The organism is Dokdonella sp. (genome assembly GCF_051958935.1).
Lineage (GTDB): Bacteria > Pseudomonadota > Gammaproteobacteria > Xanthomonadales > Rhodanobacteraceae > Dokdonella_A.
The window spans coordinates 1-22,017 of record NZ_JBQCFP010000027.1; the positions used below are offsets into that span (position 1 = coordinate 1).

The 22,017-nt window shown below is 69.9% G+C and carries 22 protein-coding genes; 8 read left to right on the forward strand and 14 right to left on the reverse strand.

The window, feature by feature from the left end:
* The 8 genes from ACTHK2_RS02940 to ACTHK2_RS02975 all read right to left on the reverse strand — a co-directional run.
* A partial coding sequence (locus tag ACTHK2_RS02940) for a CgeB family protein (RefSeq protein WP_440244200.1) occupies nucleotides 1-911 on the reverse strand: 911 nt, incomplete at its 3' end.
* Nucleotides 868-1,482: a 5-oxoproline transporter, DUF969 family subunit gene (locus tag ACTHK2_RS02945; RefSeq protein WP_440244201.1), complete on the reverse strand. Its 615-nt coding sequence runs from the start codon at nucleotides 1,480-1,482 to the stop codon at nucleotides 868-870. The genes ACTHK2_RS02945 and ACTHK2_RS02940, both read right to left, overlap by 44 nt.
* A gap of 13 nt (nucleotides 1,483-1,495) precedes the next feature.
* Nucleotides 1,496-2,302, reverse strand: a complete 807-nt coding sequence (locus ACTHK2_RS02950) for a LamB/YcsF family protein (RefSeq protein ID WP_440244202.1) — start codon at nucleotides 2,300-2,302, stop codon at nucleotides 1,496-1,498.
* Nucleotides 2,299-3,309: a biotin-dependent carboxyltransferase family protein gene (locus ACTHK2_RS02955; protein ID WP_440244203.1), complete on the reverse strand. Its 1,011-nt coding sequence runs from the start codon at nucleotides 3,307-3,309 to the stop codon at nucleotides 2,299-2,301. The genes ACTHK2_RS02950 and ACTHK2_RS02955 overlap by 4 nt, the downstream gene beginning before the upstream one ends.
* A complete protein-coding gene (gene pxpB, locus ACTHK2_RS02960; protein WP_440244204.1) occupies nucleotides 3,306-4,037 on the reverse strand; it encodes a 5-oxoprolinase subunit PxpB in 732 nt (243 codons plus the stop codon). Before pxpB ends, ACTHK2_RS02955 begins: the two co-directional genes overlap by 4 nt.
* Complete coding sequence (locus tag ACTHK2_RS02965; protein ID WP_440244205.1) at nucleotides 4,034-4,450, reverse strand: HIT domain-containing protein; 417 nt, start codon at nucleotides 4,448-4,450, stop codon at nucleotides 4,034-4,036. The genes pxpB and ACTHK2_RS02965 overlap by 4 nt, the downstream gene beginning before the upstream one ends.
* Nucleotides 4,447-5,121 carry a dienelactone hydrolase family protein gene (locus ACTHK2_RS02970; RefSeq protein WP_440244206.1) on the reverse strand — a complete coding sequence of 225 codons (675 nt, stop codon included), beginning with the start codon at nucleotides 5,119-5,121 and terminating at the stop codon, nucleotides 4,447-4,449. Before ACTHK2_RS02970 ends, ACTHK2_RS02965 begins: the two co-directional genes overlap by 4 nt.
* Nucleotides 5,122-5,198: 77 nt before the next feature.
* The gene (locus ACTHK2_RS02975) at nucleotides 5,199-7,316 is read right to left on the reverse strand and encodes a diguanylate cyclase (RefSeq protein ID WP_440244207.1); all 2,118 of its coding nucleotides are present in this window, start codon (nucleotides 7,314-7,316) and stop codon (nucleotides 5,199-5,201) included.
* A 209-nt stretch (nucleotides 7,317-7,525) separates the two neighbouring features.
* Here ACTHK2_RS02975 and rimO point away from each other — a divergent pair, with 209 nt between their 5' ends.
* The 7 genes from rimO to ACTHK2_RS03010 all read left to right on the forward strand — a co-directional run bounded on the left by rimO (nucleotide 7,526) and on the right by ACTHK2_RS03010 (nucleotide 15,141).
* Entirely contained in the window at nucleotides 7,526-8,845 is a 1,320-nt protein-coding gene (rimO, locus tag ACTHK2_RS02980; protein ID WP_440244208.1) for a 30S ribosomal protein S12 methylthiotransferase RimO, read from the forward strand.
* 86 nt (nucleotides 8,846-8,931) lie between these two features.
* The gene (locus tag ACTHK2_RS02985) at nucleotides 8,932-9,720 is read left to right on the forward strand and encodes a DUF3025 domain-containing protein (protein ID WP_440244209.1); all 789 of its coding nucleotides are present in this window, start codon (nucleotides 8,932-8,934) and stop codon (nucleotides 9,718-9,720) included.
* A gap of 196 nt (nucleotides 9,721-9,916) precedes the next feature.
* The gene (locus tag ACTHK2_RS02990) at nucleotides 9,917-10,858 is read left to right on the forward strand and encodes an ABC transporter ATP-binding protein (RefSeq protein WP_440244210.1); all 942 of its coding nucleotides are present in this window, start codon (nucleotides 9,917-9,919) and stop codon (nucleotides 10,856-10,858) included.
* On the forward strand, nucleotides 10,855-11,589 hold the full coding sequence (locus ACTHK2_RS02995; RefSeq protein WP_440244211.1) for an ABC transporter permease: 735 nt from the start codon (nucleotides 10,855-10,857) through the stop codon (nucleotides 11,587-11,589). The genes ACTHK2_RS02990 and ACTHK2_RS02995 overlap by 4 nt, the downstream gene beginning before the upstream one ends.
* A 14-nt stretch (nucleotides 11,590-11,603) precedes the next feature.
* Nucleotides 11,604-13,484: a Gldg family protein gene (locus tag ACTHK2_RS03000; protein ID WP_440244212.1), complete on the forward strand. Its 1,881-nt coding sequence runs from the start codon at nucleotides 11,604-11,606 to the stop codon at nucleotides 13,482-13,484.
* A complete protein-coding gene (locus ACTHK2_RS03005; protein ID WP_440244213.1) occupies nucleotides 13,481-14,722 on the forward strand; it encodes a DUF4340 domain-containing protein in 1,242 nt (413 codons plus the stop codon). The genes ACTHK2_RS03000 and ACTHK2_RS03005 overlap by 4 nt, the downstream gene beginning before the upstream one ends.
* A 38-nt stretch (nucleotides 14,723-14,760) precedes the next feature.
* Nucleotides 14,761-15,141 carry a DUF423 domain-containing protein gene (locus tag ACTHK2_RS03010; protein WP_440244214.1) on the forward strand — a complete coding sequence of 127 codons (381 nt, stop codon included), beginning with the start codon at nucleotides 14,761-14,763 and terminating at the stop codon, nucleotides 15,139-15,141.
* Between the two features lie 387 nt (nucleotides 15,142-15,528).
* On the opposite strand, the gene ACTHK2_RS03015 is transcribed toward ACTHK2_RS03010, so the two are convergent.
* From ACTHK2_RS03015 to ACTHK2_RS03030, 4 genes are all read right to left on the reverse strand, one after another.
* Nucleotides 15,529-16,128, reverse strand: coding sequence for a M15 family metallopeptidase (locus tag ACTHK2_RS03015; RefSeq protein WP_440244215.1), 600 nt, complete (start codon nucleotides 16,126-16,128; stop codon nucleotides 15,529-15,531).
* Nucleotides 16,129-16,138: 10 nt separating this feature from the next.
* Nucleotides 16,139-16,924, reverse strand: coding sequence for a DUF3887 domain-containing protein (locus tag ACTHK2_RS03020; RefSeq protein WP_440244216.1), 786 nt, complete (start codon nucleotides 16,922-16,924; stop codon nucleotides 16,139-16,141).
* Nucleotides 16,925-17,228: 304 nt separating this feature from the next.
* Nucleotides 17,229-17,417 (reverse strand): Arc family DNA binding domain-containing protein, encoded by a 189-nt coding sequence (locus tag ACTHK2_RS03025; protein WP_440244217.1) that lies wholly within the window; start codon nucleotides 17,415-17,417, stop codon nucleotides 17,229-17,231.
* Between the two features lie 82 nt (nucleotides 17,418-17,499).
* On the reverse strand, nucleotides 17,500-18,378 hold the full coding sequence (locus ACTHK2_RS03030; protein WP_440244218.1) for an SPFH domain-containing protein: 879 nt from the start codon (nucleotides 18,376-18,378) through the stop codon (nucleotides 17,500-17,502).
* A 109-nt stretch (nucleotides 18,379-18,487) separates the two neighbouring features.
* On the opposite strand from ACTHK2_RS03030, the gene ACTHK2_RS03035 reads away from it, so the two are divergent.
* A complete protein-coding gene (locus ACTHK2_RS03035; RefSeq protein WP_440244219.1) occupies nucleotides 18,488-20,173 on the forward strand; it encodes a M64 family metallopeptidase in 1,686 nt (561 codons plus the stop codon).
* 101 nt (nucleotides 20,174-20,274) lie between these two features.
* Here the strand turns inward: ACTHK2_RS03035 and ACTHK2_RS03040 are convergent, their stop codons facing one another.
* Nucleotides 20,275-21,141: an NAD(P)-dependent oxidoreductase gene (locus ACTHK2_RS03040; protein WP_440244220.1), complete on the reverse strand. Its 867-nt coding sequence runs from the start codon at nucleotides 21,139-21,141 to the stop codon at nucleotides 20,275-20,277.
* Nucleotides 21,138-21,983, reverse strand: a complete 846-nt coding sequence (locus tag ACTHK2_RS03045; RefSeq protein ID WP_440244221.1) for a dienelactone hydrolase family protein — start codon at nucleotides 21,981-21,983, stop codon at nucleotides 21,138-21,140. The genes ACTHK2_RS03040 and ACTHK2_RS03045 overlap by 4 nt, the downstream gene beginning before the upstream one ends.
* Between the last annotated feature and the right edge of the window lie 34 nt (nucleotides 21,984-22,017).

Here is a 22,017-nt window from a genome sequence, read left to right on the forward strand (position 1 = left end):
CGCGCTTCGAGCAGTGCTTCGAGCTGCGCGGCACGGTGCGCGTACGTGTGCTCCGCCAGGATGTGCCGGTACGCGGCATCCCCCACCGCGCGTGCCCGCGCGGGCGTGAGCGCCTCGAGCGCGTGCGCGACCGCCTCGCCATCGCGCGCGACGATGATCTCCTCGCCCGGCTCGAGGACGAGCTCGATGCCGACCCACTCGTCGGTGATGATGCATGCGCGAGCGCCAGCAGCTTCGAACACGCGTGTTGGCGGCGAGAAGCCGTAGCGGGCCATGCTCTCGCGGTTCACGTTGAGCACCGCACGCGGCGTGCAGTTGAAGGCGTTGTGCTCGTGCGTGTACACGTGCCCGATCGCCGACACGTTCTCGGGAATCGGCTTGTCGGCCCATCCACTCCCGCCGAGCAGGAAGCGCCTGTCGGGGAGCAGCGACGCCGCGCGAAGGAAGAACTCCTCCACACGCGCCTCGCGATCAGGGAGACGGTTCCCGAGGAAGCCGAGATCGCACTCGAAGCGGGGGTCCGGCGCTACCGGGTGATGGGTGGACGGATCGAGCGCGTTGTAGATCGGCACGCATTGCCGCGCGCCGAGCGCTTCGTACGCCTCCACCACCGGCGGCCCACCGCCGTATGTGAGAACGAGATCGTAGCGCGGGATGTGGTCGAGGAACGGGTCGTCCGGGTTCGAATGCACGCGATCGAGCGTCGCGGGCGCGTCGACGTCCCAGAAGGCGACGAGCGTGTCTGGGCACTGCAGCGACAGCACCTCGCGCTCGAGCAGCTCGTCGTACACGCCGACGCCGCTCGCCTTGACGACGAGATCCGCGCCGCGCGCCTGCTCCAGCACGCGCAGCGCCGCGTCGTCATCGTCACCCGGGTACACGACGACGCGTGCCCAGTCGGGATCGTCCATGTCGCGGTGCTGCTGCCGCCCGTACGCATCCGGCTCGTAGAACGTCACGCGGTGCCCACGCTCCTGCGAGGAACACGTCCTCGCCGAAGAAGCGACCGACGTTGTCGGTCGCCGCCGCGAGCGCGCGCACGCGCTCGCGTGAAGCCTCATCGAGCGCCGTTCCTTCCTGCGTCGCGGCCGCTTCGCTCATCGGCGCGAGCAGCGGCCGCACCGTCTGCGCATGTCCGGCGAGATCGATGAGGCCGAACATCGACAGCAGCTGGCGCAGGCCGAGGTAGGACACGAGCAGGCGCGCGAGGGTGAGCGAACGGAAGCCGGCGATCCAGCCGCGCGCCCGCTCGCGCAAGCCGTGGCGCTCGAGCAGGCCGATCACCGGCAGCGTGAGCACGAACAGCAGCAGGGTACGGTTGCCGACGAACGCGGTGCCGAGCAATGCGAGCAGTTCGCCGAGTGGCTTGCCAGCGGCGACGCCGCTGACCACGCCGGCCACCACGACGACCAGCGCCGGATTCTTGCGCAATGCGAAGCCGAGCACGACGACGGCGACGCCGAGCAGGGGCCAATGGTTCATCAGGCACGCTCGTTCATCGGGCACGCGCGTTCATTGCGCGGGCTCCTGCGGCGTGCCCGGGCGCCGGGCTCGCGACTGCGATGCCGGCATCGACCAGGGCGCCGTGCAGGCGACGCGCGAACGTGCCGGCATCGGCGCGATCGCCGTGCACGCAGATCGTGTCGGCGCGCACATGCAACGGCGTGCCGCCGCGCGCGCCGATCGCTTCGCCGCGCGCAAGCGCGAGCGCCTGCGCGACCGCGGCGTCGACGTCGTGGATGACCGCGTCCGCTTCGCGGCGCGGCACGAGCGAGCCGTCGGCCGCGTAGCGGCGAGCCGCGAACGCCTCGTTCGCGACCGCGAGGCCGGCGCGTTCCCCAGCGCGCGGCAGCTCGCTGCCGGCGAGTCCGACCAGGCGCAGCGCGCCGTCGAACGCGCGCACGGCCTGTGCGATCGCGTCGGCGTGCGTGGCGGCGCGCGCCGCCATGTTGTAGACCGCGCCGTGCGGCTTGACGTGTGCGAGCCGACCGCCGGCCGCGGTCGCGAACGCGGCGAGCGCGCCGACCTGGTACAGGGTCAGCGTGTACGCCTCGTCGGCCGACACGCGCATTTCGCGTCGCCCGAAGCCGGCGAGATCGGGCAACGACACGTGTGCGCCGATCGCGACTCCCGCATCGCGCGCGAGCGCGACGGTGCGGCACATCGTCCCCGGATCACCCGCGTGGTAGCCGCAGGCGATGTTCGCCGAACTGATGTACGGCATCACGGCGTCGTCGTCGCCCATCGTCCAGGCGCCGAACGATTCGCCGAGGTCGCAATTGAGGTCGATCGTGCGGTTCATCGTGCGACGTGCATTCCTTCCAGCCGTGCGGCGATGCGCGCGCACAGGCGATCGAGTTCGTATTCGCGCGCAAGATAGCGCGTTTGCGCCTCGTCGAGGTCGATCGCGGTGAAGCGCACGCCGTCGCCGGGGCGGCGCTGCGCGAGGCGCGGCAAGTCGATGGCCGCAACCTGGCCGATGCGTGGATAGCCGCCCGTGGTCGGATGCTCGGCCATCAACGCGATCGGTTGCCCGCCAGGCGGCAATTGCAACGTGCCCGCGGCGACCGGTTCGCTGACGAGTTCGAGCGGCGCGCGGAGCGCAAGCCGCGGACCATCGAGGCGCAGGCCCACGCGATTCGAATCCGCCGCGACGCGGAACGGCCCGCCGAGCAGCGCCTCGCGCGACGCCGCATCGAGCTCCGCCGCATGGCTTCCCGGCACGAGGCGGATCGGCCGCGACGGATCGGCATCGAACCAGGCGCGTGGGTCGAGCGAGAACCCGCCGAGTGCGCGCAACGGCGATGCGCGTCGATGTCCCGGCGCGGGTATTGCGAGCGCTTCGTCGAAACCGTCACTGCGGACGCCGATGCGTTCGCCGTCGCGCAGCGGCGCGCGGCCGAGGCGCGCGTTGACGTCGCTCGACGCACTGCCGAGCAGGCGCGGTGCGTCGACCCCGCCGGCCACGGCAATGCAGGCCCATGCGCCGCGCCGCGCGTGGCCGAAGTCGAGCACGGTGCCGGCTTCGATGTGCACGGGACACCACGCAGGCAGCGGCGTCGACGCGGCGTGAGCGTCGAACGGCGCGCCCGCGACGGCGATGATCGCGGCCTCGGTGAAACGCAGCCGAGGGCCGAGCAGTCCGATCTCGAGCACCGCGGCATCGGGCGCGTTGCCGGCGAGCGCGTTGGCGAGGCGCAGTGCGATGGGATCCATCGGCCCCGACGCGCCGATGCCGAGCGCCGCATGGCCGTGGCGGCCGCGGTCTTGCACGGTGGTCAGGAGGCCCGCGCGCAGCACTTCGATCATCGCGCCGCCTCGCGTTCGATCGCATCGGACTCCGCACGCGTGATCGGGCGCAAGCGCACGACGTCGCCGGGCGCGAGCACGCACGCAGGTTCGCGCTGCGGATCGAACAGCACGAGCGGCGTGCGCCCGATCAGCTGCCAGCCGCCCGGGAGTTCGGACGGATAGATCCCGGTCTGCGCGCCGCCGATCGCGACCGAGCCGCGCGGCACGCGCGTGCGCGGACGCGCGCGACGCGCTGCATGCAGCGACGCATCGAGGCCGAGCAGGTACGGAAACCCCGGCGCGAAGCCGAGCATCGCCACGCGGTAGTCGCCGCCGGAGTGGCGGGCGATCACTTCGTCCGCGGTGAGACCGAGCGCGGCGGCGAGCGCATCGAGGTCGGGGCCGTGCTCGCCACCGTAGCACACGGGTATGTCGACCTCACGCGATGGCTGCGCCGGCACGATCGACGTCACCGCGAGTGCGTCGCGCACTGCGTCGGCGAATCGGCGCCAAGGTGCGAGGGTGCCCTCGCGCCAGACGCCCGGCGAATAGTGCAGCGCGAGACTCGCATACGCGGGTACGACGTCGACGACGCCGGGCAGCGCCGCCGCGCGCAAGGTGGCTGCCGCCGCATGCACGCGCGCATTCGAGGCCGCATCGATGCGATCACCGAAGCGCAGCAGCAGCGCAGTATCGCCGAGCGGCTCGACGTCGGGACAGGCCGGTTGCGCGCGACGCGGCGTCAAGCGAGCAATGCACCCATCGCGCCGCGGATCGCGTCGATGCGCGCGGCGAGCATCGTCGGCTCGTAGCGCTGCGCTTGCCCTTCTCCCCATACCGGCCGCGGCCATGCCGCATCGTTCGTGTAGCGCGCGATCACGTGCACGTGCAGTTGCGGAACGACGTTGCCGAGCGCGGCGATGTTCATCTTGTCGGGACGCAGCAGCGCCTCGAACGCACGGCCGACGCCGTCGAGTTCGGCGAGCAGGCTCACGCGGTCGACCGCATCGAGGTCGAACAGTTCGCGCGCGCCGGCAATGCGTGGCACGAGGATCAGCCATGGGAAACGGGCGTCGTCCATCAGCAGCAGGCGCGACAGCGCGCCGTCGCCGATCGCGTGCGTGTCGGCGGCGAGGCGCGGATCGAGGCGGAAGCTCATGCGGCCCCTGCGAGGTGGCGGTCGAAGAAGGCGAGCGTGCGCTCGAGCGCGAGTCCGGCGCTCGGCGCGTCGTACGCGCGCGGGTCGACCGAGCGGTCGAACGCATGCCCGGTCGGGTAGGTGTATACCTCGGCGCCGGGCCAGGCTTCACGCTGGCGCTGCACCGCTTCGGCCGGGATCGAACCGTCGCGTTCGCCGAAATGGAACATCACCGGTGCGCGCAGCGGTTCGTCCAGATGGGCGACATTGCGCGCGCCGTAGTAGCTCACTGCGGGCATCGCCAGGCGCTGGGCCGCGAGCAGGGCGACCGTGCCGCCCCAGCAGTAGCCGACGCAGCCGATGCGGCCGGCGGAGGCGATCGCCTCCATCGCGGTCGCGACATCCTCGACCGCGAGATCGAGCCCGATCTCGCCGACGAGTTCGCGGCCGCGGCGGAATCCCTCCTCGTCGTAGCCGAGCTCGACACCCGTTTCGACGTGGTCGAAGAATGCCGGTGCGATCGCGACGTAACCGTGCGCGGCGAATCGATCCACGACGGCGCGCATGTGCGCGTTGACGCCGAAGATTTCCTGTGCGACGACGAGCCCGCCCTTCGGCGCGCCGTCGGGGCGTGCGAGATAGGCGCCGATGCACTGCATGCGCGAAGTGTTGAGCTGGATCGACTGGCCCATGCGACGCTCCCGCGGTACGGAAAGCGTTACGGTATTTGCAACCGCGCCCCGCGCACAACCGGTCGGCCGTCGTGCATTCAGGCCGCGTAACGGTGCACGCGGTTGCGGCCGTCGTGCTTGGCCGCGTAGAGCGCGCGGTCGGCGGCTTCGAGCAGGGCGGCGACGTCGGCGTCGCCGCCCGTATCGGACAGGAATGCGATGCCGATGCTCACCGTGGCGATCGCCCGCAGCTCCGGCATCAGCCAGGCGAGCTGGCCGGCGACATGCGCGCGCATGCGCTCGCCTGCGGCCATGACGTCGGCCGGCGCACGCGCGCGCATCGCGGCGATGAACTCCTCGCCCCCGAAGCGGCCCAGCACGTCGCCTTCTCCGAGGCAGTCGCGCATCGCGTGCGCGCCGACCGTGAGCGCGCGGTCGCCGAGGAGGTGGCCGCGCAGGTCGTTGATCTGCTTGAAGTGATCGAAGTCGACCAAAAGCACGGCGAATTCCTCGCCCGCAGCGCGCGCCTCGCGCAACGCGCGTTCGATTCGCTCGAGCGCATCGCGGCGGTTCGACACGCCGGTGAGCCAGTCGGTCGTCGCGGCCTGGTAGAGCTCCGCGGCCTGCCGTTCGAGCTGCGTGTTCGCCTCGCCGAGGGCGGCGCGCTGGCGCTCGATCTCGACGTTGCGCAGCTCCAGCGCGCGATTGAGGCGGCGCACGCCGCGGTAGCGCCAGACCAGCGCGAGCAGGGCGAGCGCCAGGCCGGCGAGCGCGATCGCGCCGAAGCGCCGCTGCACTGCCTGCGCCTGCAGCCGGGCCGCCTGCAATTCATTGTCCTTGCCGAGCATGGCCAGGCGCTGGTCGGCGTCGGAACGCGCATGGCGCACCTCGAGTGCGGACAGCTGCCGGCTCGCGCGGATGCCAATGAGTTCCTCCCGCGCGGCCGCGGACTTGTGCGCGTAGCGCAGCGCTTCGGCGTCGTCGTGTTCGGCGCGCGCGAGCTGTTCGCGCAGCGCATAGGCCTGCGCGAGCTGCGAGCGCAGGCGCGTCGCCTCTAGCCCGGCGACCGCTTCGTCGATGAGGCCGCGCGCGCGCAGGTATTCGCGCTGGGCCAGCGCGATCTCGGTCTGGTGCAGCAGCGCACGCGCGACCAGCTCGCGCTGGCCCAGCGTGCGGCCGATCTCGAGCGCGCGGTCCAGGTGCCCGATCGCGGCGGCCGTCTGCTTTTCGCCGAGCAGGGCACGGCCGAGCTCGAGGTGCTCGAAGCCCTGGTGCGGCAGGTCGCCGAGCGCGGTGTCGATGGCGAGTGCTTCGCCGGCGGCCTTGCGCGCGCCAGCATGGTCCTCGATGTCGTTGAGCAGGCTCGCGTACGCGCCGGTCGCGGACGAGTACATCGAAGGCACGCCGCTGTGGATCGCCGCTTCGATCGCGCGGTCGAAATAGGCACGCGAGGCCGCGGTGTCCTCGATCTCGCGGTAGAGCAGGGCGAGGTTGCGATAGACATTGGACAGGCGGTCGCCCGAGCGTCCGCGTTCGGCGACCGCCTGCAGCTGGGCGTCGAGCGCCCGCGCGAAGTCGCCGCGGTCGCGCCAGATCGTGCCGAGGTCGGACAACGCGCGCATCGCCCCGATGCCGTTGCCGGTCGACTTGAACAGGTCGAGCGAGCGTTGCTGGTGCGCGACCGCGTCGTCGAGGCGCCCGCGCCGGCGTTCGAGCACGCCGAGTGCATTTTCGGCCTGCGCTTGTGCACTGACGTCGCCATGGCGACGCGCCAGCACGAGCAGGCGCCCGGCCAGTTCGCGCGAGCGCTGGTAGTCGCCGAGCGCGAGCGAGCTTTGCGCGACGAGGGTGGTGAGCAGCATGATCGCGGCGACGTCGCCGCGCTGCTCCGCCGCGGGCAACGCGCGCGACCACAGGCGATCGGAAACGTCGGAGAGATCGAGCGCAGCGCAGATGTCGCCGGCTGCCGCGAGCAGGTGCTGGCGCGCCCACGCGCCGCCGATCGCGTCGGCGACCTGGACGGTGGTGTCGTCGGCGAGCGTGATGTCGACGGCCGCGGCGATCTGGCGGCTGCCCGTCACGAGGTTGGCGAGGGGATGTTCTTCGGCCGATGCGTTGGCCGCGCTGGTGGCACAAAGCAGGGCGAGCAGTGCGCGGGCGGGCGAGCACGCCCGCCGCCGTCGGCGGTCGGGTGGCAACGGGTTACCCGGGTGCATCGTGCAGCTCTCTCCGGTCGTCCGAACCGGGCCGGCGCAGGTTCCCCCTTCGCGGCCGCGGTGCCATCTTAAGACCGCGCGCGGAAAAAGTCCGGGTGTGCCGCTGCAAATACAGCGAAACTTGTGTGTCGCGACCCGGGCGCACCGATCCGGCGCCGCATCGCGGTGCGGCTGCTAGACTATGCGGCTGCCATTCCGCCGGGTTTCCCATGTCACGCCGCAATCCCAAGGTCGGCTTCGTCAGCCTCGGCTGTCCGAAGGCCCTCGTCGACTCCGAGCGCATCCTGACCCAGTTGCGCATCGAGGGCTACGACATCGTGCCGAGCTACGGCGCGGCGGACGTCGTCGTGGTCAACACGTGCGGATTCATCGACGCCGCGGTGACCGAGTCGCTCGAGGCGATCGGCGAGGCGCTCGAGGAAAACGGCAAGGTGATCGTCACCGGCTGCCTCGGCAAGCGCGCCGAGGTGATCCGCGAGGCACATCCGGACGTGCTGTCGATATCCGGCCCGCAGGACTATGCGAGCGTGATGAATGCGGTGCACGCGGCGCTCCCGCCCAAGCACGACCCGTTCCTCGATCTCGTGCCCCCGCAGGGTGTCAAGCTGACGCCGAAACACTACGCGTACCTCAAGATTTCCGAAGGCTGCAATCACCGCTGCACGTTCTGCATCATCCCATCGATGCGCGGCGACCTCGTTTCGCGGCCTGTCGACGAAGTGCTCGTCGAAGCGGAAAAACTCGTCAAGGGTGGCGTCAAGGAACTCCTCGTCGTGTCGCAGGACACGAGCGCCTACGGCGTCGACCTGCGCTACGCCGAGCGGGAATGGCGCGGCAAGGCGCACGCGACGCGCATGACCGGCTTGTGCGAGGGGCTCGCCGAACTCGGCGCGTGGACGCGCCTGCACTACGTGTATCCCTACCCGCACGTCGACGACGTGATCCCGCTGATGGCGAACGGGCGCATCCTGCCGTACCTCGACATCCCGTTCCAGCACGCGAGCCCGCGCATCTTGAAGCTCATGAAGCGGCCCGGCGCGGTCGACAAGGTGCTCGCGCGCGTGCAGGCGTGGCGCAAGGCGTGCCCGGATCTCACCCTGCGCAGCACGTTCATCGTCGGCTTCCCCGGCGAGACCGAGGCCGAGTTCGAGGAACTGCTCGACTTCCTGCGCGAAGCCGAGCTCGATCGCGTCGGTGCGTTCGCCTATTCGCCGGTCGACGGCGCCAGGGCGAACGAACTGCCCGATCCCGTGCCCGAATCGCTCAAGGAGGAACGCCTCGAGCGCTTCATGGAAGTGCAGGCGGAGATCTCCGCCGCGCGCCTCGCACGCAAGGTCGGTACGCGCCAGCAGGTGATCGTCGATGAAGTCGACGAGGACGGCGCGATCGCGCGCTCGAAGGCCGACGCGCCCGAGATCGACGGCATCGTGCGCATCGACGACGGCCATGCGCTGAAGCCGGGCCAGATCGTCGAAGTCGGCATCATCCATACCGACGAGCACGACCTGATCGGCCGCCTCGCGGCCTGATCGCATCCGGGCGTGCCGCAGGCGTGAATGCCCGGCCCGATCCCCCTTCGCCGCCGCCTTGCGCGGAAGCGACGCGCACACACCCGTTGCTGCGTGCATGGGTCGATCCGGCGGCGCCGCTGCCGGGGCTCGACGAACTCGAGTCGCGCCGGCACCGCGTGCAGGACGAGGACGGCGTCGAGCGTCCCGCCTTCGTCGCGCAGACGCGCGGCCTGCTCGACGACGGCCTGCACTACGAGACGCGCATCGCCGCGAAGCGGGAGGTCGCGACGCGCGAGCACGACGCGCACGATGCGTTCAACGCCCTCGTCTGGCTCCGCCACGCGCCGCTCAAGTGGGCGCTCAATGCGCGCCAGGCGGCCGACGTCGCGCGCGTCGGTACCAAACGGCGCACGCGCGCCCAATGCGCGCTGACCCATTTCGACGAGGCGGGCGCGATCGTCTGGCTCTCGTCGCCGTGCCTGCTCGCCGCGTGGGACGCGCACGACTGGCCGGCATTGTTCGTCGACGGACGCGACGCATGGGGCGACGGGATCGCGGTCACCGTGTTCGGCCACGCGCTGATCGAACACGTCTGGGACGGCCACGCGTTGCCGGTCGCGAAATGCCTCGTGGTCGAGGCCGGGGACGAGGCATTGCGCGCGCATGCACGGGGCGCTCCGCTGCTCGCGTGTTGGCCGCAGGCGGAGGCGGCGCTCGCCGCGGCGATCCGTGCGGGTTCCCTGCTCGTCGATCCGCAGGAGCTGCGGCCGCTGCCGCTCGCCGGCATCCGCGGCTGGCACGAAGGCCGCACGTCGGACTTCGTCGCCCAGGCGCCGTGCTTCCGGCCGTTGCGCGCCGGTCGACGCTATCCGCCCGCCTGGCCGTTCACTTGATCGCTTCGGGAACTTTCGCCGGTCTTTGCGGTATCTTTCCGCGCGCCCTGCGTCCGGGGTCCCTGCGATGCCGGCGGGCTCGGCCCGCTCGCGACGTCGTCGGCCGACGCAGTGCGCCGAAACCATCCGGGGTAGTCGCCCGCGCGGCTCACGCGTGCGTGGGCTGCCATGTCCGTCAACAGGTGCATTGAAGACGATGATCGAAACCCGACAACTCACCAAACGCTACGGCGATTTCACCGCCGTCGATGCGATCAGCTTCAAGGTCGAGCCCGGCCAGGTGCTCGGATTTCTCGGTCCCAATGGTGCCGGCAAGTCGACCACGATGAAGATGGTCGCGGGCTTCCTCGCCCCGACCTCGGGCGGCGCCACGGTCGCCGGCTTCGACGTCGAGCAGCAGCCGCTCGAGGCGAAGCGCGTGCTCGGCTACCTGCCGGAAGGCGCGCCGAGCTACGGCGAGATGACCGTGCGCGAATTCATCGACTTCATCGCCGACGTGCGCGGCCTCGCCGGCGAACGACGCTTCCAGCGCATCGACGACGCGATCGGCCGCCTGCACCTCGAGCGCGTGCTCGAGCAGCCGATCGACACGCTTTCCAAGGGCTTCCGGCGCCGCGTGGGCCTGGCCGGCGCGATCCTGCACGACCCGAAGGTACTCATCCTCGACGAGCCGACCGACGGCCTCGATCCGAACCAGAAGCAGGAAGTGCGCACGCTGATCAACTCGATGGCGCGCGACAAGACCATCATCATCTCGACCCACCTGCTCGAGGAAGTGCATGCGGTGTGCACGCGCGCCATCATCATCGCCGGCGGCCGCGTGCTCGCCGACGCGACGCCGTCCGAGCTCGAAGCCCGCTCGCGCTACCACCAGGCCGTCTCGCTGACCGCGGGCAACCTGCAGGAGGCGAAGGACGCGCTCGCCAGGGTCGCCGACATCGCAGCGATCGAGGTCGACCCGCAGGACAACCGCATCACCGCGTTCCCGAAACCGGGGCGTTCGATCTTCGCCGCCGTCGGCGATGCACTGAAGGCGCAGAACGTCGTCGTGCGCGAACTCGCGCTCGAGGCGGGGCGCCTCGACGAGGTGTTCCGCACGATCACCCAGGGTGCGACGGGCAAGGAGGCGCGCACATGAGCGGTACGATGACGATTTTCCGGCGCGAACTGCGCAGCTACTTCTCGACTCCGGTCGCCTACGTCTTCATCGTGATCTTCCTGCTGCTGTCGGGCGCGTTCACGTTCTACCTCGGCAACTTCTACGAACGCGGCCAAGCCGACCTGCAGGCGTTCTTCACGTTCCATCCGTGGCTGTACCTCTTCCTCGTTCCCGCGGTGTCGATGCGCCTGTGGGCGGAGGAGCGCAAGTCCGGCACGATCGAACTGCTGCTGACCCTGCCGATCACCATGTGGCAGGCGGTCTTCGGCAAGTTCCTCGCCGCGTGGGCATTCATCGCGATCGCACTCGCGTTGACGTTCCCGATCTGGCTCACCGTCAACTACCTCGGCAGTCCCGACAACGGCGTCGTGTTCGCGAGCTACCTCGGCTCGCTGCTGATGGCCGGCGCATTCCTCGCGATCGGCTCGTGCTTGTCGGCGTCGACGCGCAACCAGGTCGTCGCGTTCATCCTCACCGTGGTCATCTGCTTCCTGCTGCTGCTCGCCGGTTACCCGCTCGTGCTCGACGCGATCCGCGCGATCGCCGGGCAGGGCCTTGCCGACGCGATCTCGGGCCTGAGCTTCCTGACCCACTTCGCGTCGATCAGCAAGGGCGTGATCGACCTGCGCGACCTCATCTATTTCGTCCTGATGATCGGCGTCTGGCTGTACGCGACCGCGGTCGTCATCGACATGAAGAAAGCGGCCTGAGGAGGGAACCGACGATGCAACTCAATCGCAAGGCCCTTTCGGGTACCGCACTCGCCGTGCTCGCCGCGCTGTTCGTCGCGGTGATGCTGCTGGTCAACGTCGCGTTCCGCGGCGCACGCGCCGACCTCACGCAGAACCACCTGTACACGTTGTCCGACGGAACGCGCAACATCCTCAAATCGATCGACGAGCCGATCGACCTGTACCTGTTCTTCTCCGACAAGGCGAGCGAAGGCATCCCGCAGCTGCGCAGCTATTTCACGACCGTGCGCGAGATGCTGCAGGAAATGGCGGCGCGCTCCGGCGGCAAGCTGCGCCTGCAGGTGATCGACCCGCTGCCGTTCTCCGAGGACGAGGATCGCGCAGCGAGCCTCGGCCTGCAGGCCGTGCCGGTGTCCGCGTCCGGCGACAAGGTGTTCCTCGGCATCGCCGGCACCAACTCGACCAACGGCCACGCTTCGATCCCGTTCCTGCAGCCGGACAAGGAAGCGTTCCTCGAGTACGACATCGCCAAGCTCATCCATGAACTGGAGACGCCGAAGAAGCCAGTCGTGGGTCTGCTCTCGGGCCTGCCGATCTCCGCAGGCTTCGATCCGCAGACGCAGCAGATGCGCCAGCCGTGGGCGATCTACCAGCAGTGGACGCAGCTGTTCGACGTCAAGCCGGTGGATGCGGCGACCCTCAAGGCGGTCGACCAGGACATGGACGTGCTCATCGTCGTGCAGCCGAAGAACCTGTCCGACGATGCGCAGTACGCGATCGACCAGTTCGTGCTGCGCGGCGGCCACCTGCTCGTGTTCGTCGACCCGAGCGCCGAACTCGACAGCAGTGGCGCCGATCCGTCCAACCCGATGGCCGGCATGATGGCCGACCGCTCGTCGGACCTGCCGAAGCTGTTCAAGGCGTGGGGCGTCGAATACGACCCGCACAAGGTCGTGATCGACCGCGCGCGCGGCCTGCCGATCAGCCTCGGCGAAGGCACCGCGCCGGTGCGCCATGCGGGCATCCTCGGCCTGTCCCAGGCGGACCTCAACCACGACGACGTGCTGACCGCGAACCTCGACAGCATCAACGTGTCGACCGCTGGCTCGTTCGACCTCGCCAAGGACGCCAAGGACGAGAAGCTCGTGCCGCTGCTGCAGACGACATCGGATGCGATGAGCGTGCCGGCCGATCGCCTGCGCATGCTCGGCGACCCGTCGTCGCTGCTGCAGGGCTACAAGGCGGCCGGTTCGCCGTTCGTTATCGCGGCGCGCCTTTCCGGCAAGTTCAAGACGGCGTTCCCCGAGCGCACCGACGCCGGCGCGCTCAAGGAGTCCAAGGACGACAACGGCCAGATCGTGCTGGTCGCCGATACGGACCTGCTCAGCGACCGCATGTGGGTGCAGGTGCGTCCGTTCCTCGGCCAGCAGATCATGAATCCGTTCGCCAACAACGGCGACTTCGCGGTCAACGCGCTCGACAACATGGCCGGCTCCAGCGACCTCATCTCGATCCGCGGCCGCGCGACGTCGCAGCGTCCGTTCACCACGGTCGAGGCGATCAAGCGCAACGCCGACGAGCGCTTCCGCGCGAAGGAGCAGGACCTGCAGCGCGAACTGTCCGAAACCGAGCGCAAGCTGACCGAACTGCAGAGCGCGAAGAGCCAGGACCAGGCGCAGATCCTCTCCGCCGAACAGAAGGCCGAGCTCGAGAAGTTCCTCGACCGCAAGCTCGAGATCCGCAAGGAGTTGCGCCAGGTGCGGCGCCAGCTCGACGCGGAGATCGAATCGCTCGGCACGCGCCTGAAGATCGTCAACATCGTGCTGATGCCGCTGCTCGTCACGCTCGCTGCGCTCGCGTTCGCGTGGTGGCGCCTGCAGCGTCGTCGCGCCGCCCAGGGAGCCCACGCATGAACCAGAAGACCCTGATCGGACTCGCGATCGCGGCGCTCGTCGCGATCGGCGCCGCGATCGCGCTGAACCATTCCAGCCGTCCGCAGAGCGGGCAGGCGGAAACCTCCGCATACCTAGTGCCGGAGCTGCGCGATCACGTCAACGACATTGCCAAGGTCGTCGTCACCGGTGCCGAGGGCAAGGTCGCGGCGACGCTCGAGCGGGGCCCGAACGGCTGGACGCTCACGGAGAAGGGCGGCTATCCGGCCGACACCGGCAAGCTGCGTGCGTTCCTGCTCAAGCTCGCCGATGCCCGGCGCGTCGAGCAGAAGACGTCGAACAAGGACAAGTACGCGCTGCTCGGCGTGGAGGACGTGACCGCGAAGGACGCCAAGGGCGTGCAGGTCGAACTCGACGGCCTGGCCAAGCCCGTCGTGCTCGTCGTCGGCAACAGCGATCCGCGCGGCGGCACCTACGTGCGCGTCGTCGGCCAGCCGGAAAGCTGGCTCGTATCCGGCTCGCTCAATGTCGACCGGAACGGATCGGACTGGTTGCGCAAGGACCTCGCCGACATCGCGGCGACGCGCATCGAGTCGGTCGCGATCACGCATGCCGATGGCGGCAAGGTGTCGATCGCGAAGAACGCCGAGGGCGACCCCAACTACGTGCTCGCCGGCGTGCCGAAAGGGCGCGAGGCGGGCTCGGAGTTCGCGATCAACGGCCTCGCTTCCACGCTGGCGGGCTTGCGCTTCGACGATGTCGTCGCGGCGAAGGACGCCGCGCCCCCGGAACAGGTGCTGAAGGCGCGCTACGCGACGTTCGACGGCGTCGTGATCGACGTGACCGCGTGGGAGAAGGACGGCAAGCACCATGCGCAGTTCGCGGCGTCGCTCGATGCGGCGCAGGCGGACAAGGGCATCGCAGCCGCGCAGGCGAAGGCGAAAGCCGACTACGATGCGGCGACTGCGACCGCGGACGCGGCGAAGAAGGACGGCAAGACCGACGAGGCCGTGCCGCCGGTGAAGCCGGCATCGGTCGAGGATCCGGCCAAGGATCGCCAGACGCGCCTCGCCGCATTGAACAAGGAAGTCGCCGACCTCGAGGCGCGCTTCTCCGGCTGGACCTACGTGCTGCCCGCGTACAAGTACGCGAACATCAACAAGTCGATGTCGGACCTGCTCAAGCCGGTCGAGGACAAGAAAGCGGCGGCCGCGGCGAAAATGCCCGCGAAGCCGGCGAAAGCCGCGGCAGCGCACTGAGCGCAGGGCTCCGGTTCCGGCCGGAGCCTGCGACAACGATGGCGAACCGCCTCACACGCGTATCGATCGGCGGCGGCGCGATCGCCGGCGCCGCCGCGGTCGCGCTGGGCGCGTTCGGCGCGCACGCGTTGCGCGGCGTGCTCGATGCCGCCGCGCTCGCGACCTGGCGCACGGCGGTCGAGTACCAGTTCTGGCACGCGCTCGCGCTGCTCGCCTGCGGCATGCTCGCGCACCAGCAGGAAGGCCGTTCGCTGCGCATCGCGACGTTCGCATTCGCCACGGGCACCGTCCTGTTCTGCGCGAGCCTCTACCTGCTCGCGCTCGGCGCGCCGCGGTGGCTCGGTGCGATCACGCCGCTCGGCGGCGTCGCGTTCATCGTCGGCTGGATCGCGCTCGCGATGGAGGCCCGGCGAATCTAGGGCTGGTTGCGACCCACTGCGCCAAGAGGTGCGGGCCGCCCCGTACGCGCGAAGCGCGTGGCGCTGAGGCGCTCGGCGTACCGCGGCGGGACTCGCGCTTCGCGCTCGACCCGCCCTACACGGTTCCCTATGCGCGCTTGCTCGTGCAGGGCGGTCCGCGCAAAGCGAGTGCTGCCGAGGCGCTTGGCGTACCGCGGCGGGACTCGCGCTTCGCGCTCGACCCGCCCTACACCGTTCCTTATGCGCGCATGCTCGTGTAGGGCGGTACGCGCAAAGCGCGTGCCGCCGCGGGTACACGATGCGTTCCAAGATCGCGGCGGGACTCGCCGCTGCGCGGCTCGACCCGCCCTGCGCGGTCGTCGCGGACGACCGCGATGCCCCGGCCGTTCAGTCCTCGGCCCCGGTCCTCGGTCCTCGGCGCGTGCGACGCCAACACCAGTGCCACGGCTCGTACGCGATGCCGTGCAGGTTGTCGCGCGGGTAGGAGAGGGCGAAGCCGAAGCGCGCCGCATTGGCGACGAGCCAGGCGAAGGCGGCGGAGTGCTCGAACTCCTCTTCGAGCGGCACGAACCCCGGCGCGGTGAGATCGACGGCGCGCCCGCTATGGTGTTCGCTGTAGCCTGGCGCGGCGCTCACGCGCAGGATCTCGTCGATCGACTGGCCGCGTGCGAGCTTGCGTTCGAGGATCCCGAGCTGGTACTCGGCGGAGCGGAATGCCGAGACGAGCTGCAGCTCCACGCCGTCCGCGGCGGCGGCGGCGGAAAGGCGCGCGTACGCGCGTGCTGCGCGCGGCGCGAGCCATTGCCGGCGCTGGTGGATGTCTTCACCGATGCAGAAGAGCTCGCGCGGTTCGCGCACGATCGCGAGGCGGCGGACGCGCCCGTAATCACGCGGCACGCCGAGCGCATGCGCCTGCGCGACGAGCGCGCGCCGCCGCGCGGCGTCGCAGCGCACGGGCGCGGAACCCTCCTCGGCGTGGTTGTTCACGATCGCGAACTCAGAGCGGCTTCACATAGAAGCCGGCGATGCGGCCGTCGCTGCCGCAGGCGACCTGTGCGTACAGGTTGGCCGTGTCGAAGATGAGCGGAATGGTGATCGCGATATAGCCGTCGCCCTTCATCGGATGCGACTGGCCGCGTGCCTGCAGTTGGCCGAACTGGAGGAGCGATTCCCACGCCTGCTGGAACTTCGGCGGCGGTAATGCGCTGCGCATTTTCGCGTCGAAATCGCGCGTCGCGCTCGCGTAGTCGGCCTTCTGCGCGGCATCGAGCAGGGCGGCCGCACGCGCCTCGCAGGCGGCGACGAGGCTCTTCTCGTTCGCGTTCGCGGGCGGTGGCGGAGCGAGCGGCGAAGGACGGATGGCCGCCGCGTCTTCCGCGGTTTTCGGCGTCGCCTGCGGTGCTGGCTCGATCGTTGCCGCCGCTTCGCCGGGTGGCGCTGCAGGCTCGGTCGTGTCGGCGGCGACGGGGGGTTCGGCCGCGGCTTCGGCAGGTGACGCTGCCTCTGCTGGCGTGGCGTCATCAGCGGCGGATGCTTCCGCTTGCGCGTGCGCGGCCTCGCCGTCCGCGGCCGGTGGCTGCGCAGCGACGGGCGCGACCAGCGGTTCGGTCGGCTTGCCATCCTTCGCGCGCGCCATCGCGTCGACGTCGATGGCCTGCGGAGCGTCTTCCTGCGTCGCCGCATCCTTCGCCGGGGGAGGCGCACGCTTGTTCTTCGGCGCCGCCTGTGCGGACACGCACGCGAGCAGGGCGAGGACGAGCGGCACGAGGAATCGTTTCGTCATGAACGGGTCTCCGGCGGATGACGCACGCTACCACGGTCGCCTGTATTGGGGCTGAGTCGCGCAGGGTGCCCGGCCCCGAACACCAGCGTGGCGATCGCGACGAGCATGATCCATGCTTTGACTGGCGCGCCGCGCGTGCCTGCGAGCGCTCGCGCAACCAGGCCCGTCACGAACAGCCGGACGAGGACTTCCTCGGTGATGGCGCCGGCGCGGGGCGAGCCGGCCCTTCATCGCGAACGCGAACGAAGCCGTGGGCGCCGCCATGGGATTCGAGCACGAGCGCGATGCGCCGTTGCGGCGTGCATCACGAGGCGTCGTCCGGGATCGCGCGCGGCTTCGCAGCGGGCTGGAGGCGTCCGGCTTCGCGCAAGTCTTCGCGCAGCACGTGTTCGATCTGCGCGTGGAGCGTGCGCTGGTCGTCATTGGCCCAGCGGTGCATCGCGTCGAGCACGGGCGGCGCGATGCGCAACGGATACGCCTTCTTCTCGCTCATGCCGTGCTCTCCTGCGCGGCCGACGGCACGCAACGCGACGGCGCGGGTACGCATGGCTGCATGGCGCGGATGGGCGGCATCGTCAACCCGTGTACAGCGTTCCGGTGTTGACGACCGGCTGCGTGCCGCGCTCGCCGCACAGCACGACGAGAAGATTGCTCACCATCGCCGCGCGCCGTTCGTTGTCGAGCTCGACGACGCCGCGCTTGCCGAGTTCGGCGAGCGCCATCTCGACCATGCTGACCGCGCCTTCGACGATGCGCCCGCGCGCGGCGACGATGGCGCCGGCCTGCTGGCGCTGCAGCATCGCCTGCGCGATCTCCTGCGCGTAGGCGAGGTGGCTGATGCGTGCTTCGACCACGTCGACGCCGGCCTTGCCGAGGCGCTGGTGTATCTCCTTGCGCAGGTGCGTGTTGACCACGTCGCCATGGCTGCGCAGCGAAGGCGAGTCGCTGTCGTGCCCGTCGTACGGATAGCTTTGCGCCATCTGGCGCAATGCCGACTCGCTCTGGATCTGCACGAAATTCTCGTAGTCGTCGACGCAGAACACGGCTTCGGCGGTGTCGACGACCTGCCACACGACCACCGCGGCGATCTCGATCGGGTTGCCGTCGGCATCGTTGACCTTGAGCCGGCCCGATTCGAAGTTGCGCACGCGCAGACTCACCGCGCGCTTCGAATAGAACGGGTTGGTCCAGCGCAGGCCTTCCTCGCGTACGGTGCCCGCGTAGTGGCCGAACAGCTGCAACACCTGGCCCTGGTTCGGTTGCACCTGGAAGAAGCCGCCGGTGGCGAACAGCAGCACGGCCAGAACCAAGGCCGCCGGCACGAGGACCGATGCGGGGGAGGGCGGATTCGCATCCATGGCGAAGACGGTCGCGGCGATGGTCGCCGGTATCGCGACGACGAGGAAAAGCACGACCGGAATGCCGGCCAGCGAAAAGGCGCTGCGTTCGTTCATGGCTCGATTCTCCCGTTGTCCCGACCGTATGATATCAATTGGATATCATATTGCAAGCTGCGTCCGCGGACCCTCGTGCTAGGCTTGGGTACTTCGGAGGGAGAACGTCATGCGATGCATCGTCGGCCGCATCGGCCTGTTGCTGCTCGGCCTCGCAAGCGGAATCGTGCAGGCCGCGCCAGCGCACTACATCGTGTTCTCGCGCAGCGCCGACGGCGTCGTCGAGCCGGTCTACTACACGAAGGTGGAACTCGCGGGCGGGCGCGACGACGCGAGCGCGGTCGCATCGGACGCGGTGCGCGGCGAGCAGGTCCAATGGCACGCCTGGAAGGATGGCGTGGATCTGGGCGAGCGCAGCGTTGCAGTCCCCGACCTGCGCGGCGAGTTCGCGCGCGATCCGCAGCGGGGCGACGGCACGATCGTGGCGGTGCGGCCGGTCGCGGATCTTCGCCACTTCGTGCTGCGCATCCCGCTCGACGCCGCCGATACGGTCGAGTTCGGCGGTGCGCAGGCGAGTCAACGATTCGATCTCGCCGCAGTGGCTGCGCGCGCGGACGACCTGCGCCTCGCCGCGCGCGTGCCGCAGGCCTGGATCGATCGGGTGCAAGGTGGTGGCAGTCCGGCCAACCGCGTCGACATGCTCGTGGTCGGCGACGGCTACACCGCGGGACAGCACTCGCTGTTCGACGCCGATGCGGCGATCCTGCACGACGCGTTCTTCGGACTCACGCCGTACAAGCAGTACCAGAGCTTCGTGAACTGGACGACCGCATTCGTCGCCTCGAACCAGGCGGGTGCGGACCACCCGCCGTACCAGGTCGGCTGCACGCAGGCCAGCTGCTGCTCCGATCACGACGCGATCGGCGATCCGCACGCGGGCCAGTTCGTCGACACCGCGTTCGACGCGACCTTCTGTGCGTTCCAGATCCAGCGCCTGCTCGTCGTCGACGACGGCTCCGTACTCGCGGCGGCGGCCGCGTATCCGGACTGGGACAAGATCGTCGTGGTCGTCAATGACGACACCTACGGCGGTTCCGGCGGCGACATCTCGGTGACATCGACGCACGCGCAGGCGCCGCAGATCGTGCTGCACGAATACGGCCACAGCTTCACCGGGCTCGCCGACGAATACAGCACGCCCTATCCCGGCTTTCCCGCGTGCAGCGATACCGGCGGCACGCCGTGCGAGGCCAACGTGACGAACCAGGCCGTCGCGGCGCAGGTGAAGTGGAACAGCTGGTTCTCGCCCGGCAATCCGATCCCGACGCCACCGGGAACCTCGGGTGTCGGCCTGTTCGAGGGCGCGCGGTATCTCGCGAGCGGCATGTACCGCCCCGTCGATACCCAATGCCTCATGCAGTTCCTCGGCGTGCCATTCTGTCCGGTCTGCCGGCAGGAGTACGTCCGGACGCTGTATCGCGGAGGCTGGGGTGACCCCGCGACAGGCATCGACCTCATCGAGCCGGGCAGCGAATCACCATCGACCGCCACGCCCGTACACTACGTGCCCGGCACGAACCAGCCGTTCAGCGTGGCCCTGCTGCAGCCGACGATCGGCACGCTCGATGTGCACTGGTATCTCGACGGCAATCCGATCGGTGGCGCGACCGCGCCGACGTACGTGTTCAGCCAGGCGGGCGGGACGCCGTCGTCGCACACGCTCGAGGTGCGCGTGAAGGACACGACGAACTTCGTCTCGGCGGCGATGGCCGGGAGCCTGCTCGACCACCAGCGTAGCTGGACGATCGAGGTCGACGGCGACGTGATCTTCCGCAATGGGTTCGACGGCGCGTAAGGGGTACGGCATCGCGGCCCGTCCCGCAGAAACCGCGTGTAGGCCGACAACGTCCTTCTGCAGGAGCGGCTCGAGCCGCGATGCTATTGAACCCTCAACCCTCAGCTCGATCCTGCCAGCACCCGGATCACCCCCGCCATGTCCAACCCGCCGAGGCCTTCGTCGCAGGCGCGCCGGTAGAGTGACGCGCATGCGCGCATGAGTGGCGCCTGTGCGCCCGCGTCGTCGGCCTGGGCGAGCACGCGTTCGGCGATCGTCGCGACGTCGCGAACGGCCGCTTGCGGCGAGAATTCGTCATGCACGAGTTTGTCGAGCTTGATGCGCGAGACCTCGCTCGCCATCGGGCCGGCGTCGAGTACCTCGCGCAGCAACGCGACGTCGACGCCGGCGGCGCGCCCGGCGTGCACGGTCTCGGCGAGCGCGGCGACGATCGCGATGAGGTAGTGGTTGACCGCGAGTTTCATGCGCAGCGCGCCCGGTACCGCGCCGCAGCGGAACAGGCGCCGGCACAGCGGCGCGAGCAGCGGCTGCACCGCGTCCAGCGCATCATCGTCGCCCGACAGCATGCCGACGAGTTCGCCGCGCTCGGCCTGCACGCGCGAACCGGATACGGGCGCTTCGACGTAGCGGGCCCCGCATGCGCGGAGATCGCGTGCGAGTGCCGCCGAATACACCGGCGCCGTCGTGCCGAGGTGCACGATCGTGCGCCCGCGCACGCGCGAGCCGAATGCAGGCGCATGTCGACCGAGCACGGCATCGAGCGCGGCTTCGTCGAACAGCATGAACATGACGACGTCGCATTCGCGGCACAGCGCGTCGATCGAACCGGCGCGCGCCGCGCCGAGCTCGAGCAGCGGTGCGCAGCGTCCGGCAGTGCGGTTCCAGACATGCAGCGGTCGGCCTGCACGCAACAGGTTGGCCGCCATCGGCAGCCCCATCGTGCCGAGCCCGGCGAAGCCGATGTTCATATCACCGTTTCCGGGGCGAACGGCGCCGGCCCCCACAGGCGCTCGCGCAGGAAAGCGATCACCTCGACGAACGCGCGCCGCGTCGGCGAGCCCTCGACGTCGACGAGGTGCGCCGTGAAGACGCTGTGCGCGCAACCGACGACCTCGGAGAAGAACGGCGGCGGGTCGCGCCGGGCGGCGTCGTCGGGCAGCACGCGCGCGACGAAGCGCGGGCCGAGCGCGGTCGCGTAGGCGGCGAAGCGCTCGGCGCGGCAATGCCGATCGCCATCGAAGCGGTATGCGAGTACGGCGAGGTCGTCGCGCTCGAGTCGTTCGCGCACGGCGGCGAGCTCGCCGGCGTCGCTTTCGAGCGCCGCGGGATCGTCGAGCGGCAGCGACGGCTGCGCGAGCACCGGTGCGAGCACGGCCGGTTCCAACATCATCGCGAGCGCGAAATTGCCGGTGAAGCACATGCCGACCGCACCGACGCCGGCACCGCCGCACTCGCGATGGGCGAAACGCGCGAGCGCGCGCAGCCAGCGCGTGACAGGGCTCGAGCCGCGCCCGGCGAGCGCATGGAACTCGGCGCTGATGCACGCGCGGCGCATGATCGCGAGGCCCTCTTCGGCGCGCGGATGGGCGCCGTCGCGGCCGAACAGCGAAGGCATGTAGACGGTGAAACCGGCCTGGCGCACCCAGCGCGCGAAGCGCGCGACATCGGGACTGATGCCGGGCATCTCCGCCATGACGATCACGCCCGGTCCCTGGCCGGATACGTAAACGCGGCGGGCAACGCCGTCGAGTTCGATCGTGCGCGCGTCGAAGTCGTCGAGCGGGTCCTCGGCGCGGTCGTCGTTGGCCATCGGTCGGCTCCGTCGGTGAAGGCGACCATTTGAG

Excerpts from the sequence above, each read along its gene's own strand:
- ACTHK2_RS02945 (WP_440244201.1), bottom strand. The coding sequence starts at position 1,482 with ATGAACCATTGGCCCCTGCTCGGCGTCGCCGTCGTCGTGCTCGGCTTC.
- ACTHK2_RS02950 (WP_440244202.1), bottom strand. The coding sequence starts at position 2,302 with ATGAACCGCACGATCGACCTCAATTGCGACCTCGGCGAATCGTTCGGC.
- ACTHK2_RS02955 (WP_440244203.1), bottom strand. The coding sequence starts at position 3,309 with ATGATCGAAGTGCTGCGCGCGGGCCTCCTGACCACCGTGCAAGACCGC.
- ACTHK2_RS02965 (WP_440244205.1), bottom strand. The coding sequence starts at position 4,450 with ATGAGCTTCCGCCTCGATCCGCGCCTCGCCGCCGACACGCACGCGATC.
- ACTHK2_RS02970 (WP_440244206.1), bottom strand. The coding sequence starts at position 5,121 with ATGGGCCAGTCGATCCAGCTCAACACTTCGCGCATGCAGTGCATCGGC.
- ACTHK2_RS02975 (WP_440244207.1), bottom strand. The coding sequence starts at position 7,316 with ATGCACCCGGGTAACCCGTTGCCACCCGACCGCCGACGGCGGCGGGCG.
- rimO (WP_440244208.1), top strand. The coding sequence starts at position 7,526 with ATGTCACGCCGCAATCCCAAGGTCGGCTTCGTCAGCCTCGGCTGTCCG.
- ACTHK2_RS02990 (WP_440244210.1), top strand. The coding sequence starts at position 9,917 with ATGATCGAAACCCGACAACTCACCAAACGCTACGGCGATTTCACCGCC.
- ACTHK2_RS02995 (WP_440244211.1), top strand. The coding sequence starts at position 10,855 with ATGAGCGGTACGATGACGATTTTCCGGCGCGAACTGCGCAGCTACTTC.
- ACTHK2_RS03000 (WP_440244212.1), top strand. The coding sequence starts at position 11,604 with ATGCAACTCAATCGCAAGGCCCTTTCGGGTACCGCACTCGCCGTGCTC.
- ACTHK2_RS03005 (WP_440244213.1), top strand. The coding sequence starts at position 13,481 with ATGAACCAGAAGACCCTGATCGGACTCGCGATCGCGGCGCTCGTCGCG.
- ACTHK2_RS03010 (WP_440244214.1), top strand. The coding sequence starts at position 14,761 with ATGGCGAACCGCCTCACACGCGTATCGATCGGCGGCGGCGCGATCGCC.
- ACTHK2_RS03020 (WP_440244216.1), bottom strand. The coding sequence starts at position 16,924 with ATGACGAAACGATTCCTCGTGCCGCTCGTCCTCGCCCTGCTCGCGTGC.
- ACTHK2_RS03025 (WP_440244217.1), bottom strand. The coding sequence starts at position 17,417 with ATGAGCGAGAAGAAGGCGTATCCGTTGCGCATCGCGCCGCCCGTGCTC.
- ACTHK2_RS03030 (WP_440244218.1), bottom strand. The coding sequence starts at position 18,378 with ATGAACGAACGCAGCGCCTTTTCGCTGGCCGGCATTCCGGTCGTGCTT.
- ACTHK2_RS03035 (WP_440244219.1), top strand. The coding sequence starts at position 18,488 with ATGCGATGCATCGTCGGCCGCATCGGCCTGTTGCTGCTCGGCCTCGCA.
- ACTHK2_RS03040 (WP_440244220.1), bottom strand. The coding sequence starts at position 21,141 with ATGAACATCGGCTTCGCCGGGCTCGGCACGATGGGGCTGCCGATGGCG.
- ACTHK2_RS03045 (WP_440244221.1), bottom strand. The coding sequence starts at position 21,983 with ATGGCCAACGACGACCGCGCCGAGGACCCGCTCGACGACTTCGACGCG.